Source organism: Enterobacter sp. E20, assembly GCF_000801755.2.
Lineage (GTDB): Bacteria > Pseudomonadota > Gammaproteobacteria > Enterobacterales > Enterobacteriaceae > Enterobacter > Enterobacter asburiae_B.
Genome location: NZ_CP012999.1, coordinates 3,216,578 through 3,232,013, shown reverse-complemented (window position 1 = coordinate 3,232,013; position 15,436 = coordinate 3,216,578). Strand labels below are relative to the sequence as shown.

12 protein-coding genes and 2 pseudogenes are annotated in these 15,436 nt (G+C 57.0%); 10 read left to right on the top strand and 4 right to left on the bottom strand.

The window, feature by feature from the left end; all coding sequences use genetic code 11:
* The first annotated feature begins 1 nt into the window (after nucleotide 1).
* The 6 genes and pseudogenes from NI40_RS15045 to NI40_RS15020 all read left to right on the top strand — a co-directional run bounded on the left by NI40_RS15045 (nucleotide 2) and on the right by NI40_RS15020 (nucleotide 7,805).
* Nucleotides 2–795 (top strand): annotated as a pseudogene (locus tag NI40_RS15045) (AraC family transcriptional regulator).
* Between the two features lie 41 nt (nucleotides 796–836).
* Nucleotides 837–1,769 (top strand): tRNA dihydrouridine(16) synthase DusC, encoded by a 933-nt coding sequence (gene dusC, locus NI40_RS15040; protein ID WP_032658946.1) that lies wholly within the window; start codon nucleotides 837–839, stop codon nucleotides 1,767–1,769.
* Between the two features lie 302 nt (nucleotides 1,770–2,071).
* Nucleotides 2,072–3,418, top strand: coding sequence for a carbohydrate porin (locus NI40_RS15035; protein WP_039263158.1), 1,347 nt, complete (start codon nucleotides 2,072–2,074; stop codon nucleotides 3,416–3,418).
* A gap of 155 nt (nucleotides 3,419–3,573) precedes the next feature.
* Entirely contained in the window at nucleotides 3,574–4,407 is an 834-nt protein-coding gene (licT, locus tag NI40_RS15030) for a BglG family transcription antiterminator LicT (protein WP_023616723.1), read from the top strand.
* Nucleotides 4,408–4,431: 24 nt separating this feature from the next.
* Nucleotides 4,432–6,398: pseudogene (bglF, locus tag NI40_RS15025) on the top strand (PTS beta-glucoside transporter subunit IIABC).
* A 12-nt stretch (nucleotides 6,399–6,410) separates the two neighbouring features.
* A complete protein-coding gene (locus NI40_RS15020; RefSeq protein WP_039263156.1) occupies nucleotides 6,411–7,805 on the top strand; it encodes a glycoside hydrolase family 1 protein in 1,395 nt (464 codons plus the stop codon).
* 39 nt (nucleotides 7,806–7,844) lie between these two features.
* Here NI40_RS15020 and yohP read toward each other — a convergent pair whose 3' ends face one another.
* On the bottom strand, nucleotides 7,845–7,928 hold the full coding sequence (yohP, locus tag NI40_RS24510; protein WP_015572324.1) for a small membrane protein YohP: 84 nt from the start codon (nucleotides 7,926–7,928) through the stop codon (nucleotides 7,845–7,847).
* A 203-nt stretch (nucleotides 7,929–8,131) separates the two neighbouring features.
* Here yohP and mdtQ point away from each other — a divergent pair, with 203 nt between their 5' ends.
* Together mdtQ and NI40_RS15010 are read left to right on the top strand one after the other, a co-directional pair.
* On the top strand, nucleotides 8,132–9,550 hold the full coding sequence (mdtQ, locus tag NI40_RS15015; protein WP_052206754.1) for a multidrug resistance outer membrane protein MdtQ: 1,419 nt from the start codon (nucleotides 8,132–8,134) through the stop codon (nucleotides 9,548–9,550).
* A gap of 50 nt (nucleotides 9,551–9,600) precedes the next feature.
* Nucleotides 9,601–10,365 carry an SDR family oxidoreductase gene (locus NI40_RS15010; protein ID WP_080338171.1) on the top strand — a complete coding sequence of 255 codons (765 nt, stop codon included), beginning with the start codon at nucleotides 9,601–9,603 and terminating at the stop codon, nucleotides 10,363–10,365.
* 94 nt (nucleotides 10,366–10,459) lie between these two features.
* On the opposite strand, the gene NI40_RS15005 is transcribed toward NI40_RS15010, so the two are convergent.
* Nucleotides 10,460–11,032: a DedA family protein gene (locus NI40_RS15005; RefSeq protein ID WP_039263154.1), complete on the bottom strand. Its 573-nt coding sequence runs from the start codon at nucleotides 11,030–11,032 to the stop codon at nucleotides 10,460–10,462.
* Between the two features lie 157 nt (nucleotides 11,033–11,189).
* Here NI40_RS15005 and NI40_RS15000 point away from each other — a divergent pair, with 157 nt between their 5' ends.
* Both NI40_RS15000 and pbpG read left to right on the top strand, forming a co-directional pair.
* The gene (locus tag NI40_RS15000) at nucleotides 11,190–11,777 is read left to right on the top strand and encodes a Yip1 family protein (protein ID WP_039263152.1); all 588 of its coding nucleotides are present in this window, start codon (nucleotides 11,190–11,192) and stop codon (nucleotides 11,775–11,777) included.
* A 167-nt stretch (nucleotides 11,778–11,944) separates the two neighbouring features.
* Complete coding sequence (pbpG, locus tag NI40_RS14995) at nucleotides 11,945–12,868, top strand: D-alanyl-D-alanine endopeptidase (protein WP_039263150.1); 924 nt, start codon at nucleotides 11,945–11,947, stop codon at nucleotides 12,866–12,868.
* A 94-nt stretch (nucleotides 12,869–12,962) separates the two neighbouring features.
* Here pbpG and NI40_RS14990 read toward each other — a convergent pair whose 3' ends face one another.
* Both NI40_RS14990 and dld read right to left on the bottom strand, forming a co-directional pair.
* A complete protein-coding gene (locus NI40_RS14990) occupies nucleotides 12,963–13,517 on the bottom strand; it encodes a GNAT family N-acetyltransferase (protein WP_033146016.1) in 555 nt (184 codons plus the stop codon).
* A gap of 112 nt (nucleotides 13,518–13,629) precedes the next feature.
* On the bottom strand, nucleotides 13,630–15,378 hold the full coding sequence (gene dld / locus NI40_RS14985; RefSeq protein WP_039263149.1) for a D-lactate dehydrogenase: 1,749 nt from the start codon (nucleotides 15,376–15,378) through the stop codon (nucleotides 13,630–13,632).
* Nucleotides 15,379–15,436: the final 58 nt, after the last annotated feature.

Here is a 15,436-nt window from a genome sequence, read left to right as displayed (position 1 = left end):
AATGCCAACCGTTATCGATAAAACGCCAATTCACGACGATGCCATCGGATGGTCCCGAGGGGCAATTAGCTATACGCGCGGCGAAGTGGATCCCCCTCACCGGCATCCACAGGGGCAGCTTTTGTTTGCCATCAAAGGGGTGATGCTGGTCGAAACCGGCAATAAGCGTTGGGTCATACCGCCACAGCGCGCGCTGTGGATCCCTCCCTTTCAGGAACACACCTACAGCGTGTTATCCGCAACGGAGCTCCGCGCGGTCTGGTTTAGCCCCGCGCTGATATCGCAATGCGGATCTTTTAAACGGAAAGAAGAGGTTCACGTGATTATGGCGACAGCGCTGTTCAAAGAGCTGATTGCCGGGCTGTTCAGTGCGCAATACCGGCCAGCCAGCGCAGCATGGCCGTTTTGCTGCTCGAAATCCTCAGCGAGGCGCAGCAGATTTCGGCGGAATTACCGATGCCCGTGGATGAGCGCTTACATCGCGTTGCCTGTGACATCATTGCCAGCAATCTCTGGGACGTTTCGATGGACAGGCTGGCGGAACAGGCCGCGATGTCTGAACGCACCTTCTCACGCGCGTTTATTAATGATACCGGCTTTAGCTTCCGGGCCTGGCGACAGCGAGCAAGGATTTGTGCCTCGCTGGACCTGCTCGCCAACGGATACCCGGTTAAACAGGTGGCCTGGATGCTGGGGTTTTCCGGGCAGGCGGCATTTGCGGCGGCGTTTCGCGCCATTGTGGGGGCAACGCCGGCTGACTTTCTCCCTGAACAGAAGCGCTTCCCAGCGATATAGAGAGCGGCTACTATAGCGCGTCTTTTTTCACAGGTACTGCTATGCGTGTTTTACTGGCCCCAATGGAAGGCGTGCTCGACTCCCTCGTGCGTGAGCTTCTGACCGAGGTGAACGATTACGATCTCTGCGTGACGGAGTTTCTGCGCGTGGTCGATATGCTGTTGCCGGTAAAATCCTTCTTCCGCCTGTGCCCCGAGCTGCACAACCAGAGCCGGACCTCTTCCGGCACGCTGGTGCGTATTCAGCTGCTCGGCCAGTACCCCGAATGGCTGGCGGAAAACGCCGCCCGCGCGGTTGAGCTGGGCTCTTACGGGGTGGATCTCAACTGCGGCTGCCCGTCGAAGCTGGTCAACGGCAGCGGCGGCGGGGCGACCTTGTTGAAAGATCCTGAGCTGATTTACCGCGGCGCGAAAGCCATGCGTGAGGCCGTGCCTTCGCATTTGCCGGTGACGGTGAAGGTGCGCCTGGGGTGGGACAGCGACGCGCGGCAGTTTGAAATCGCCGATGCGGTGCAGCAGGCCGGGGCCACCGAGCTGGTGGTGCATGGCCGCACCAAAGATGATGGCTACAAAGCCGAACGCATTAACTGGCAGGCGATCGGCGAGATCCGCAAGCGCCTCACCATTCCGGTCATCGCCAACGGTGAAATCTGGGACTACGAGAGCGCGCAGGCCTGTCTGAAGGCCACCGGCTGCGATGCGGTGATGATCGGTCGCGGTGCCCTGAATGTGCCCAACCTTAGCCGGGTGGTGAAATATAACGAGCCGCGAATGCCGTGGGCAGACGTCGTCACGCTGCTGCAAAAATACAGCCGACTGGAAAAGCAGGGCGACACCGGTTTGTATCACGTCGCGCGAATTAAACAGTGGCTGAGCTATTTACGCAAAGAGTACGATGAAGCGCTGGGATTATTTCAGGAAATTCGTACATTGCAGACTTCATCTGATATTGCCCGGGTGATTCAGTCAAAATAATAAGCGTTAAATTGCTCACACTTTTTTAAATCAGAAAACCGTTCTGGTTTTCAACGTGGCGCGACGGTGTTAAGGTGCCATTGTTTTCAACGCAGGATTGTTACTGGTTAACAGGCAAAACCTAAGCGTTTCACAGCATTTTCGCTGTGGAGCGCTTAGGTTTTTTTTTGCCTCTCGTTTACGCAGGAGAGAAATTTGGCTTAGCGCTTTTTACTGATTTTAAAAAAATGAAATATCGACAGGAAATAGAAAAATTTCCTGCGGCCGGTTACGCACAAAATACTCAATCACAGGTTGTTATCATGGCATATAAAAATAAACTTTATGCACTCGCCTTATTAGCGATATCCCCGCTGTCGGTGGCGCAGGACTGGAACGGAACGGTATTAGGTTTTGAAGCTTCGCCGGAGCCTGTTCTGGGCGAAATGCTCGGCATACGTAAAATCCTCAACGATAACGGTTTTACCTGGAACCTCGGATATCTGAATGAAATTGGCTGGAACGGCGGTGGCGGATATAACCACGACTCCCACGTGGCCTATATCGACCAGTTTGCGCTGACCTTCAGCCAGGAACTGGAGCGCTGGACCGGTATCCCGGATGCGCGTATCGAAGGGAACATCGTCAACCGTAACCACAATGACGACCTCACCACCAAACGCGTGCAGGACCCGCGCGTTAACTTTAACGACCTGACCCAGGAGAGCTGGGGCGGGCAGTCGATTACCCGTCTGGGCTGGCTGACCTTTGCCCGCAGCTTTGACGACCGGCGTCTGACCTGGCGCATCGGGATGATGAACAAGGTACAGACCTTCGATCAAATCATCCCCTGTGATTTCCAGCTCCTGTCGCAGTGCGGCGGGAAGTCAGCCAACTCGCTGACGTGGAACAACTGGAACGTTCACACCTGGGGCACCACGCTTGCGTATAAATTAACGCCGACGCTGACCTTAAAAGGTGGCGTGATGGAGCAAAATCCCGAGGCCTCCAGCCGCAGCCACGCGTGGAGCTGGTCGACGAAGGGCAGCAAAGGGGTCTTACTGCCGGTTGAAATCGAAGCGCGTCCGCTGATTAACGGCCTGCCGGGGGCGTACAACCTGGGCGTGGTTTTTACCAACGCGCCGCAAACCGATCTCTATCGCGGCAAATCCGGCGGTGCGGGCGCGACGGACCCGAACGGCTTTGATACCCACAGCCGGACCTGGTTCATGTACGCCGGGCTGAACCAGCAGCTTACGCAGCATCAGGATGACCCGAATCGCGGGTTGAGCACCTCTTTCAGCATGAGCCTTGCGGATCAGAGTACCAACTACATGCACCAGGTTTACGCCGCCTCGCTGCGCTACCGCGGGCTGTTTGACGCGCGGCCGGAAGACTGGATTGGCTTCGGGCTAACCTGGATTGATATGAGCAGCCAGTACGCCCGCAACCAGCGCTATATGAACAGCCTGAGCGGCGTGTCGGACTATAACGATCCGGCGTATCACCCGGAGCCAGGCCACTCCCTGAACGGTGAGTTTTACTACCGTTTTCGTCCCGTGCCGTGGCTTGAACTGCAGCCGGGCATTCAGTACTGGCACCATCCCGGCGGGGTCAGTCGCACCCAGGATGCCTGGGTTACCGAGCTGAAAACTGTCGTGACGTTCTAGCAAGTTCGATCCGCGTCACGTTTCTGACGCGTGATGCATTGAGGCTATGAATGAAACTGATAGAGTGCCAGAACTGGATTGTTACTGCTTAGGCAGGCAAAACCTGATTTTCTGGCATCTGCCGGAGGTCAGGTTTTTTTGTTTCTGGGGTTCAGATGAAAATCGCCAAGATACTCAATAATAACGTGGTGGTTGTTCAGGATGAGCGCGGGCGCGAACAGGTGGTGATGGGCCGTGGGCTGGCCTTTCAGAAGCGCGTCGGCGAAGCGCTGGATACCGCGTTGGTTGAAAAGGTGTTTGCGTTACAAAGCGATGAACTGGTGCGTCGACTCGGAGAGCTGCTGAGTCAAATTCCGCTGGAGGTGATGACCACCTGCGACCGTATCATCGGGCTGGCGGCGCAGCGGCTGGGCAAGCTGCAGGAGAGTTTGTATATCACCCTCACCGACCACTGCTACTTTGCGATTGAGCGGCAGAAGAACGGGCTGGCCATCAAAAACGTGCTGCTGTGGGATATTAAACGGCTGTATCCGAAGGAGTTCGAATTAGGGCAGGAGGCGCGGGCCATTATTGCCAGACGCCTGAACGTCGAGCTGGAAGAGGATGAGGCCGGGTTTATCGCGCTGCATCTGGTCACCGCGCAGCTGAACAGCGAAATGCCGGAAGTGATGCACGTGACGCGGGTGATGCAGGAGATCCTGCAGCTGGTGAAGTATCAGCTGCAGCTTGAGTACGATGAAGAGTCGCTCAGCTATCAGCGTTTTGTCACGCACCTGAAGTTTTTTGCCCAGCGGATGCTGACCCGCACCGTGGTGGAAGATGACGATGTCTCGCTGCATACGGCAGTAAAAGACAACTACGCGAAAGCGTGGAAATGCGCCGAGAAAATCGCCCAGCACCTGAACAAAAGCTATCAGCGCGAGCTGACGACCGAAGAAATTATGTTCCTCGCCATTCATATCGAGCGGGTGAGAAAAGAGGGGCGTTAAGCCTCAAAACAGGATTGTTACTGCATCACGCAGGCAAAACCTGAGCGCGGCCTTCGTCAGAAGGACGTTCTCGGGTTTTTTTATTTTTTGTACTCAGTCAACAGGTGCCTGCAGGCATCGGATGTAAGGAAATCGAGATGGAATACCAGGCTTTAGCGAAGGATATTCTCGGCCACGTTGGCGGAAAAGAGAACATCGTCAGTCTTGTGCACTGCGCGACCCGGCTTCGCTTCAAACTAAAAGAGAATCAACGGGCGGATGCGGAAGGGCTGAAGAAAAACCCGGGCGTCATCATGGTGGTCGAAAGCGGCGGCCAGTTTCAGGTAGTGATTGGCAACCACGTCCACGACGTCTGGCAGGCGGTGCGCAATGAGGCAAGCCTTACCGATGACGCGCCCGTCGTGGAAGAGAGGGGCGAAAAGGGTAATCTGCTGGGCCGCCTGATTGACATCGTCTCCGGGATCTTTACCCCGTTTATCGGCATTCTGGCCGCGTCCGGTATTCTGAAAGGGCTGCTGGCGCTGGCGGTGGTGTGCGGCTGGCTCAGCACCGAGAGCGGCACCTATAAAATCTGGTTCGCCGCCAGCGACGCGCTGTTCTTCTTCTTCCCGCTGGTGCTGGGCTATACCGCCGGGAAAAAATTCGGCGGCAACCCGTTTATTACCATGGTCATCGGCGGGGCGCTCACCCATCCGATGATGATTGCAGCGTTTAACGCCAGCCAGCAGCCGGGCGCGGTATCGGACGCTTTTTTGGGCATTCCTGTCACCTGGTTTAACTACAGCTCGTCGGTGATCCCGATTATTCTCGCCGCGTGGGTCAGCTGCTGGCTGGAAAAGCAGAGCACCAGGCTGCTGCCATCCTCGATGAAAAACTTCTTCGCGCCGCTGATCTGTCTGGGCGTGACCGTGCCGCTGACTTTCCTCGTTATCGGGCCGCTGGCGACCTGGCTGAGCCAGATGCTGGCGAACGGCTATCAGAGCATTTACGTTCTGGCACCGTGGCTGGCGGGCGCGGCGATGGGCGCGCTGTGGCAGGTCTGCGTTATTTTTGGCCTGCACTGGGGGCTGGTGCCGCTGATGATTAACAACCTGGCGGTGCTGGGGCATGACTCCATGCTGCCAATGCTATTGCCCGCGGTGTTTGGCCAGGTGGGGGCGGCGCTGGGGATCTTCCTGCGTACCCGCGATGCCCGTCAGAAAATGCTGGCCGGGTCGTCCGTTACGGCAGGGATTTTCGGTATCACCGAACCCGCTGTGTATGGCGTAAACCTGCCGCTGCGTCGTCCATTCATCTTTGGCTGCGTGGCGGGGGCTATCGGCGGCGCGATTGTCGGCTTCAGCGATACCCACGTTTACTCCTTCGGCTTCGCCAATATCTTTACCATCGCCCAGATGATTCCGCCGGGTGGGGTAAACGCCACGCTGTGGGGCGGCGTGATCGGCACCGCGGTAGCGCTGGTGCTGAGCTGTGGCCTGACGCTGGTGGCAGGTATGCCGGGACGCGCAGCGGCGGAAGCTGCGGTTACGGCAGGGGAAAACGATGTCTTATCCCCGATGACCGGGACCGTTCTGGCGCTCGACCAGGTGCCGGATACCACGTTTGCCAGCGGCCTGCTGGGCAGCGGCGCCGCCATTATTCCCTCGGATAACAAAGTGGTGGCCCCGTTTGCTGGCGTGGTGGCCTCGCTGTTTCAGACCAAACACGCCATCGGCCTGCTCAGCAACAGCGGGATTGAAGTGTTGATTCACGTGGGGATCGACACCGTGAAGCTCGACGGCAGGCCGTTTACCGCCCACGTGAAGGTGGGCGACAGGGTGCAGCCCGGCGATCTGCTGCTGGAGTTTGACCGACAGGCGATTATCGATGCCGGATACGACCTGGCGACCCCGATCATTATCAGTAACAGCGATGAGTATCGCGATGTGGTGACCGTGGCGGCAACGTCCGTCAGCGCCGGTGCGCCGTTACTCAGCGTAAGCCATCAATAACAGGAGAACGTGATGAAAACTTTCCCGGACGATTTTTTATGGGGCGGCGCGGTTGCCGCGAATCAGGTAGAAGGCGCGTATCTGGAGGAGGGGAAAGGGCTATCCACCTCGGACGTTCAGCCGCAGGGTGTCTTCGGCCCGGTGGTTGAGCGCGTGGCGGGCGACAGCGGCATCAAGGACGTCGCCATCGACTTCTATCACCGCTACCCGGAAGACATCAAACTCTTCGCTGAGATGGGCTTTAGCTGCCTGCGCGTCTCCATTGCCTGGACCCGCATTTTTCCGAACGGCGACGAGCAGCAGCCTAACGAGGCGGGGCTGGCGTTTTACGACCGGCTGTTTGACGAGCTGGCCGCGCACAACATTACCCCGCTGGTGACGCTCTCGCATTACGAAATGCCGTGGGGGCTGGTGAAGCAGTACGGCGGGTGGGGGAGCCGCCAGACCATTGGGTTCTTCGAGCGCTACGCCCGTACCGTGTTTGCGCGCTACAAGGAGAAGGTGAAGCTCTGGCTGACCTTCAACGAGATCAATATGTCTCTGCACGCACCGATGACCGGCGTGGGCCTGCCGGAAACCAGCAGCAAAGGGGAGGTGTACCAGGCGATCCACCACCAGCTGGTGGCCAGCGCGCTGGCCGTGAAGGCCTGCCACGAGATTATCCCGGATGCCAGAATCGGCAACATGCTGCTGGGCGGCCTGATGTATCCGCTGACCTGCAAGCCGGAAGATGTTCTGGAGACGCTGCAGGAAAACCGCACGTGGCAATTCTTTGGCGACGTGCAGTGCCGTGGCGCCTATCCGGGGTATATGCAGCGCTTCTTCCGCGACAATGGTATTCAGCTTGAGGTAACGGATGACGACCGCGAGGCGCTGAAATCGACCGTCGATTTTATCTCGTTCAGCTACTACATGACGGGCTGCGTTACCGCGGATGAGGCCCTCAACCAGCAGGCGCGCGGCAATATCCTGAGCATGGTGCCAAACCCGCATCTGGCGAGTTCCGAATGGGGCTGGCAGATTGACCCCATCGGCCTGCGTACCCTGTTAAACGTGCTCTGGGATCGCTATCAAAAGCCGTTGTTTATCGTGGAAAATGGCCTCGGGGCGAAAGATAAACCGGATACGAACGGCGTGGTGCAGGATGACTATCGCATCAGCTACCTTAACGACCACCTGGTGCAGGTGCGTGAAGCCATTGACGACGGCGTTGAGGTGATGGGGTATACCAGCTGGGGGCCAATCGACCTGGTGAGCGCGTCTAAAGCTGAACTCTCCAAGCGCTACGGCTTTATTTACGTCGATCGCGATGACAGCGGTAACGGCACGCTGGCGCGCAGCCGTAAGAAAAGTTTCTACTGGTATAAAGAGGTGATTGCCACGAAAGGGGCTTCGCTGAAAGCCTGATATTAATGACGTTGCCCGGCTCTGAGCCGGGCAAATAGATCAGAAAATCATCTTGAATACGCCGGTAACCACTAAGAGCCCTATCAGAAATATAATTAAAATAACCCACAGTAATATTTTCATTCCTTTCTCCCGCTCATGTATGTCCTGAATAAGTGTAGCAGCGTATTTATATTTGGCGTGAATGCATTGAATTTAATCATTCTCTTCGGGAATAAATTTCCGGGTATTAAAATGTATGACAATTTGCGGATTGCCACGCGTTACTAAAAAAATGAACGATATCGAGCGTAACGTGCGCCTTTATTTTTTGAGTGTATGGCGTCATGAAACGTTCTCTTATTTTATCTCTGAGTGCACCCTTCGCTTTTATTCTGGCAGCCTGTGCGCCTGAACATGCCACGGTGTCTCCCCTTAAAACGCAAACCGCTGCGGCGTCGGTGAATACGGTTCTGAATCATCAGGACTGGCCGAAGAATGAGTGGTGGAAAGCGTATAACGATCCCCAGCTTAACGGGCTGATTGCGAAAGCGTTGAGCGATGCGCCGGATATGCAGATTGCCCGTCAGCGCATTACGCTTGCCGAAGCCCAGGCCAAAGCCGCAATGGCCGCTGACGGTCCGCAGATTGATTTTTCCGCCGATGCGGAACGCCAGAAAATGTCCGCCGAAGGGCTGATGGGGCCTTTCGCCCTTACCGACCCGGCTGCAGGCACTACCGGGCCGTGGTACACCAACGGCACCTTTGGGCTGACCGCAGGCTGGGAGCTCGATCTGTGGGGAAAAAATCGCGCCCGGGTCGAGGCCCGGATTGGCAAAGTGAATGCGCAAAAAGCGGAGCTGGAGCAGACCCGCCAGCTGCTGGCCAGCAGCGTGGCGCGGCTCTACTGGGAGTGGCAAACTCAGGCCGCCGCGGGGGAGGTTCTCGCGCAGATCAAACATGAGCAGGACAACATAATCGGCGCCGATCGCGAACTGTATCAGCACGGGATCACCTCCTCCGTTGAAGGGGTGGAAACCGATATCGACGCCAACAAAACCGAAGAACAGCTGGCAGAAGTCAACGGGAAGATGAAAGCCGTTGAGGCGCGTCTGGTCGCGCTGACGAATTCTTCCTCCGTAACGCTTACGCGGCATGCGCTGCCGACGGTTGACGCCGCGCTACCGCCGACGCTCGGTTATGAACTGCTGGCACGCCGTCCGGATCTTCAGGAGGCGCACTGGTATATCGAAGCCTCCATGAGCGAGGTGGAGGCCGCCAGAGCGGCTTTCTATCCTGACGTGAACCTGATGGCGTTCTTACAGCAGGATGCCCTCCATCTGAGCGATCTGTTTCGCGCTTCAGCGCAGCAGATGGGCGTGACCGCCGGGCTGACGCTGCCGATCTTCGACAGCGGCAGGCTGAACGCCAGCCTGGATATCGCCCAGGCGCAGAACAATCTCTCGGTCGCGAACTACAACAAAGCTGTGGTCGAAGCGGTCAATCAGGTGGCGCGCACGGCCAGCGAAGTCGAAACGCTGACGGCGAAGAACCGCCATCAGCAGCAGGTCGAAAAAGATGCGGCGCGGGTTGTGGCGCTGGCGCAGGCGCGTTTCAGCGCGGGGATTGTTGCGGGCTCGCGGGTCAGTGAAGCCAGGATCCCGGCCCTCAGGGAAGACCTCGCCGGATTGTTGCTGAAAGGCCAGTATGTCGACGCCACGCTGCAGCTGACGTCGGCGCTGGGCGGCGGCTATCATCATGGCTAAAAATGGTCATTATCTATACTTACCTCTTTGCAGTTTTTCAGGAGGTGAGTATGACCAGAGTAGCGATAGTGACCGCATCGGATTCCGGGATTGGTAAAACCACGGCGCTGATGCTCGCAGAGCGCGGGTTTGATATTGGCGTCACCTGGCACTCGGATGAAAAAGGGGCGCTGGAAACCTGCCGCGAAGTTGAAGCGCAGGGGCAGCGCGCAGAGGCTATCCATCTTGATTTAAGCGCGCTGCCGGAAGGCGCAAAGGCTATTGAAACGCTGATTGCGCGTTTTGGTCGGCTGGACGTGCTGGTTAACAATGCCGGAGCGATGACCAAAGCGCCGTTCCTTGAGATGCCGTTTGACGACTGGCGGACTATTTTCACCGTCGACGTGGACGGCGCGTTTCTCTGTTCGCAGATTGCCGCCCGGCAGATGGTGAAGCAGGGGAAAGGAGGGCGGATTGTGAATATCACCTCGGTGCACGAGCACACGCCGCTGCCGGAGGCCAGCGCCTACACGGCGGCAAAACACGCGCTCGGCGGGTTAACCAAATCCATGGCGATGGAACTGGTTAAGCACAACATTCTGGTGAACGCCGTCGCGCCGGGCGCCATTGCCACACCGATGAACGACATGGACGACAGCGAAGTGAAGGAAGGCTCAATGCCGGAAATCCCGCTGGCAAGACCGGGCCACACCAAAGAGATTGCCAGCCTGGTGGCATGGCTGTGCGACAGCGACGCCAGCTACACGACGGGGCAATCGTTTATTGTCGACGGGGGCTTTATGCTGGCGAACCCGCAGTTTAAGCCGGAGGGGTAGTTTTCCCTCACCCTAACCCTCTCCCAAAGGGAGAGGGAACTAAAAACACCCTCTCCCTTTGGGAGAGGGCCGGGGTGAGGGGAGGAGACCGCACTCACTCCTCATCCCGCGTCTTATCCCGGTGCTTCAGCCACAGCCTGACCCCGATCACCGCCGCAACCACCAGAATCAACCACGCCCAGTGCTTCAGGTGCTGGTCGAGATTATGCAGCCACGGGCCAATCACTTCGCCCCCGACGTAGCCGAGCGTCGTAAAGATCAGCGCCCAGGCTATCGCACCAAGAACATTGAGCGGCAAGAAAATTTTTGGCGGCAGATGGCTGGCGCCAATCAGTATCGGCCCGATAATGCGAAAGCCATACATAAAGCGCGTGCCGATGACGAACAGATAGGGATGACGTTGAATGAGCCGTTGAGCGCGGCGGATTTTCTTCTGATGCTTTGCGAAACGCTTAAGCAGCGTTGGCCCGAAGCGCAGCCCGAGAAAGTAGAGCAGCTGATCGCCAATCATTCCGCCGAGCGCGACCGCTGCGACGACCAGCGGGAATTTCAGCAAACCCTGATGCGCGGCGACGCCGCCTAACAGCGTGATGGTTTCACCTTCTGCCACGCTACCGACGACCAGCGCGGCATATCCATATTGTTCAATAAGTGCGTTAATATCCATTACGTAAATGTTATCTCCCTCAGCGTACCTCGTTTAATCATATACCCCATGAATCAACAGCGGGGAAATCAACGGAAATTTCCCACTGTACAGAAAATAATCTAAAGCCTGCATTATACTTAAGGTATCGCTGACGGGCCGACAACAAGGGGGCGCTATGAACCATGTCTGGGGACTTTTCTCCCATCCCGATCGTGAGATGCATGTCATTAAAAGTGAGAACGAAACGGTCTCGCATCATTACACGCACCACGTGCTGCTAATGGCTGCGGTGCCGGTACTATGCGCTTTTATTGGAACAACACAAATCGGCTGGAACTTCGGTGATGGCACCGTGGTTCAGCTTTCCTGGTTTACCGGGCTCTATCTGGCCATCGTTTTTTATGGTCTGATGCTGGCGGGTGTGGCGGTAATGGGCCGCGTCATTCACTGGATGGCGCGTAACTACCCGCAACGTCCATCGCTGGCGCACTGTATGGTCTTTGCCGGATATGTCGCGACCCCGCTGTTCTTAAGCGGTATTGTGGCGCTTTATCCACTGGTCTGGCTGTGCGCGCTGATCGGTACCATTGCCCTCTTTTACACCGGGTATCTGCTGTATCTGGGGGTTCCAACCTTCCTGAATATCAATAAAGAAGAAGGCCTGAGTTTTTCCAGTTCAACACTCGCCATCGGGGTGCTGGTGCTGGAGGCGCTACTGGCGCTGACGGTTATTCTTTGGGGTTACGGATACCGTCTCTTCTGAGTTCACTGCATTGCTGGCGTAAATGCCAGCAATGCAGCATCTGTTCACGATTATCCGCTGGCGACAACGCCCGGTGACCGCTATGATGCCGAAGCCAGCCTGTGTTTATCCGTTGATACAGGCGGTGTACGTCATGACGTGCGTGAATAATTATCAGAAGTCTCACCATGCTGAAATTCCGAGTCTCTTTACTTAGCCTGGCGCTGCTGCTGGGCGCGTCCGCTGCCGTGCCGGCCGTCGCTAAAACGCCCGCGGTGACCGCCGCTGCTGCTCAGCCGCAAATTGCGTCCGGCAGCGCGATGATTGTCGATCTCAACACCAATAAGGTGATCTACGCCAGCCATCCGGACCTGGTGCGCCCGATCGCCTCGATTACCAAATTAATGACCGCGATGGTGGTGCTTGATGCACATCTGCCGCTGGACGAAAAATTGAAAGTGGATATCAGCCACACGCCGGAGATGAAGGGGATCTACTCCCGCGTGCGTCTGAACAGTGAAATCAGCCGTAAAAATATGCTGCTGCTGGCGCTGATGTCGTCTGAAAACCGTGCGGCGGCGAGCCTGGCGCACCACTATCCGGGCGGCTATGACGCCTTTATCCGCGCGATGAACGCGAAAGCCAAAGCGCTGGGGATGACCAATACGCATTATGTTGAACCGACGGGTCTGTCGATCAATAACGTCTCCACGGCCCGCGATCTGACGAAACTGCTGATTGCCAGCAAACAGTATCCGCTGATTGGTCAGCTCAGCACCACCCGTGAAGAGATGGCGACCTTTGCGAACCCGGCCTATACGCTGCCGTTCCGCAACACTAACCATCTGGTATACCGCGATAACTGGAATATTCAGTTAACCAAAACCGGCTTTACCAACGCGGCAGGACACTGTCTGGTGATGCGCACCGTATTCAACGGTAAGCCGGTGGCGCTGGTGGTGATGGATGCCTTCGGCAAATATACCCACTTCGCGGACGCAAGCCGCCTGCGTACCTGGATTGAAACCGGGAAAGTGCAGCCCGTTCCGGCCGCAGCATTGACGTATAAAAAGCAGAAAGCGGAACAGATGGCGACGGCGCAGAGCGACTGAGTCGTTTGTGCGCGCTGATGCCCTCACCCCGCCCCTCTCCCACAGGGAGAGGGATAAAAAACTAAAAACGGTAACTCAGGTTACCGTTTTGCGTTTATTCCGGCAGCGTCCAGTCCCCATCGTTGAGCGAGCGCTGCATAATCACCGTATCCCGCCAGTCGCCTTTCTTATACCCCACGCTGCGCAGCTGACCGACAATCTCGAAGCCGTGCTTTTTATGCAGCCGCAGCGAGCCGGCATTATTGTTGCCATCGCCCACAACGGCAATCATCTGCCGCCACGGGCCTTGCTCGCAGCGGGCGATCAGCGCATCCATTAATGCCGAGCCAAAACCGCGCCCGGTTATGCTGGCATCCACGTAAATCGACTCTTCCAGGGTATAGCGGTAGGCGTGTCGCGGGCGGTAAGGCGTGGCGTAGCAGTAGCCCACCACGATGCCGCGATACAGCGCGATAAGCCACGGTAAACCGCTCTCAGCCACGCTTTTCATACGCTGACGCATTTCGTCGATGGTAGGGGGGACTTCTTCAAATGACGCGCGCCCGTGCAGCACATGCCATGCATAGATGGCGGCGATGGCATGCACATCATCGGGAAGGGCATCGCGCACTTCCAGTTCGGTCTCGGATAAAACATCAACAGCCGACATGATGTGCCTGCTCCTCGTTATAGAAAGCCGGAGAATCGTTCCTCCGGCGTCAGACGGTTACTCTATTACGATTAAGGCGCGCTAAACAATCTCTCAAATTTGGCTATAGGAATTAATCAGACGCTTGCGTTACGCGCTGCTCCGCGTCCGCGCTCTCTTTCCAGTATTTCTTCCGCGTTGTTTTACCAATGCCGGGATTCATGCTGTTTGTAGGGTCATTCTCGCGATAAAACTGCTTAAGTGCGTCAGGGGCTTTATAAAGATGCCCGACGTTATGTTCCGCAGGATATTGTGCGCCGCGTTCACGCAGCAGGGCGAGCATCTGCTCCTTCAGTTCGTGCGCATCGACCCCTTTTTTGACGATGTAATCCTGATGGAAGACATAACACATAAAGTGGCCGTAATAGAGCTTATGCACCAGTTTGCTGTCGATTTCCGGCGGGAGGTGCTCAAACCACTCGGTGTCGTTACGTCGCAGGGCGATATCCAGCGCCAGAATATCTTCCACCTCTTCGGCATGCACCGCCTGATAACGGATGGCGGCGCCTGCGGCGGCAAAACGGTGCAGGAACGCTTTGCTGCCCTCTTCAGGCGTACAGGCAAAGAAATCCCCTTCGGCGGTTTTGAAGAATTCGGTCAGCCAGGACTGCGCTTCGGCAATTCCGTCCCCGGCCATTTTCAGCAGCAGGTGGTGCTCGTACTTATCGCGCCAGGTTTTCATTCGCTCCGGTAAGTGCGCCGGGAAAACGTTGCCCAGCTTCTGCATAAAGCGGTCGGTGAAGTGGGGTTTGAACAGCGACACTTTCTCCAGCATCGCGTCGGTGCGTCCCTTCATGGTGAAGAAGAACGGCATTTTGTCGGTGCCGAGCTTGTCGATCATCAGGAACGTATCTTTGCCGTAACGCTCGGCGATGTCGTAAATGTCCCGGTGCATGTACTCGCCCGCCACCGGCAGATGGGTGAATTCGCCCAGAATATGACGACGAATTTCGGTCAGAACCTCAGGCTGATTGGTACCAATGTAAAACACCTGCTGCTTTTTCTCCGCCGGGAAGGTATCCAGACGTACGGCAAACACGGCGAGCTTCCCGGCGCAGCCGGAGGATTCAAACAGGCGGTCCGGGTCGGCGTTGTAGCGCGCCGGCGTATCGGCGTCGATATCCCGCACGCGGGTCACGTAGTCGTGATCGTGCGCATGACGACCGTCGTGCTGCACGTCTTCGTCCTTCACGCGATCGTCGTCGAGCTTGCTGAGGATCTGTTCCGGCGTCGCGCCGAGATCGATACCCAGATGGTTCACCAGCGTCAGCTTGCCGTTTTCATCAATACGGGCAAACAGCGACATCTCGGTGTAGGCCGGGCCGCGCTGTACCAGGGAACCGCCGGAGTTGTTGCAGATCCCACCGACCACCGAGGCGCCAATGCAGGACGAGCCAATCACCGAGTGCGGCTCACGACCCAGCGGCTTAAGCGCTTTTTCCAGGGCGTAGAGCGTCGTGCCGGGGAACGCGAGCACCTGCTCGCCTTTATCCAGCAGGTGCAGTTTGTCGAGGCGCAGGGTGCTGATAATCACGATGTCGCGATCGTAATCGTTGCCGTTCGGCGTGGAGCCTTCGGTCAGGCCGGTATTGGCGGCCTGCATTAAAATAATCTTGTCGGCGGCGACGCATGCGCTCAGCACGCGCCACAGCTCCAGCAGCGTGCCGGGGAAGACCACCGCCAGCGCCTCGCCCTGACCGGAGCGGAAACCTTTGCGGTAGCGGGCGGTTTTGGCCGGGTCGGTAAGCAGGTGAGAGGAGCCAACCAGGCGCGACAGTTCGTTAATAAAAGTCGTGTTATCGTTTGTTCGAACAGAAGTCATCTTCCACTCCTTGTGGTGGGGCAAATTTCTCGCTGTAAAGCATAGCGCGATTAACTGT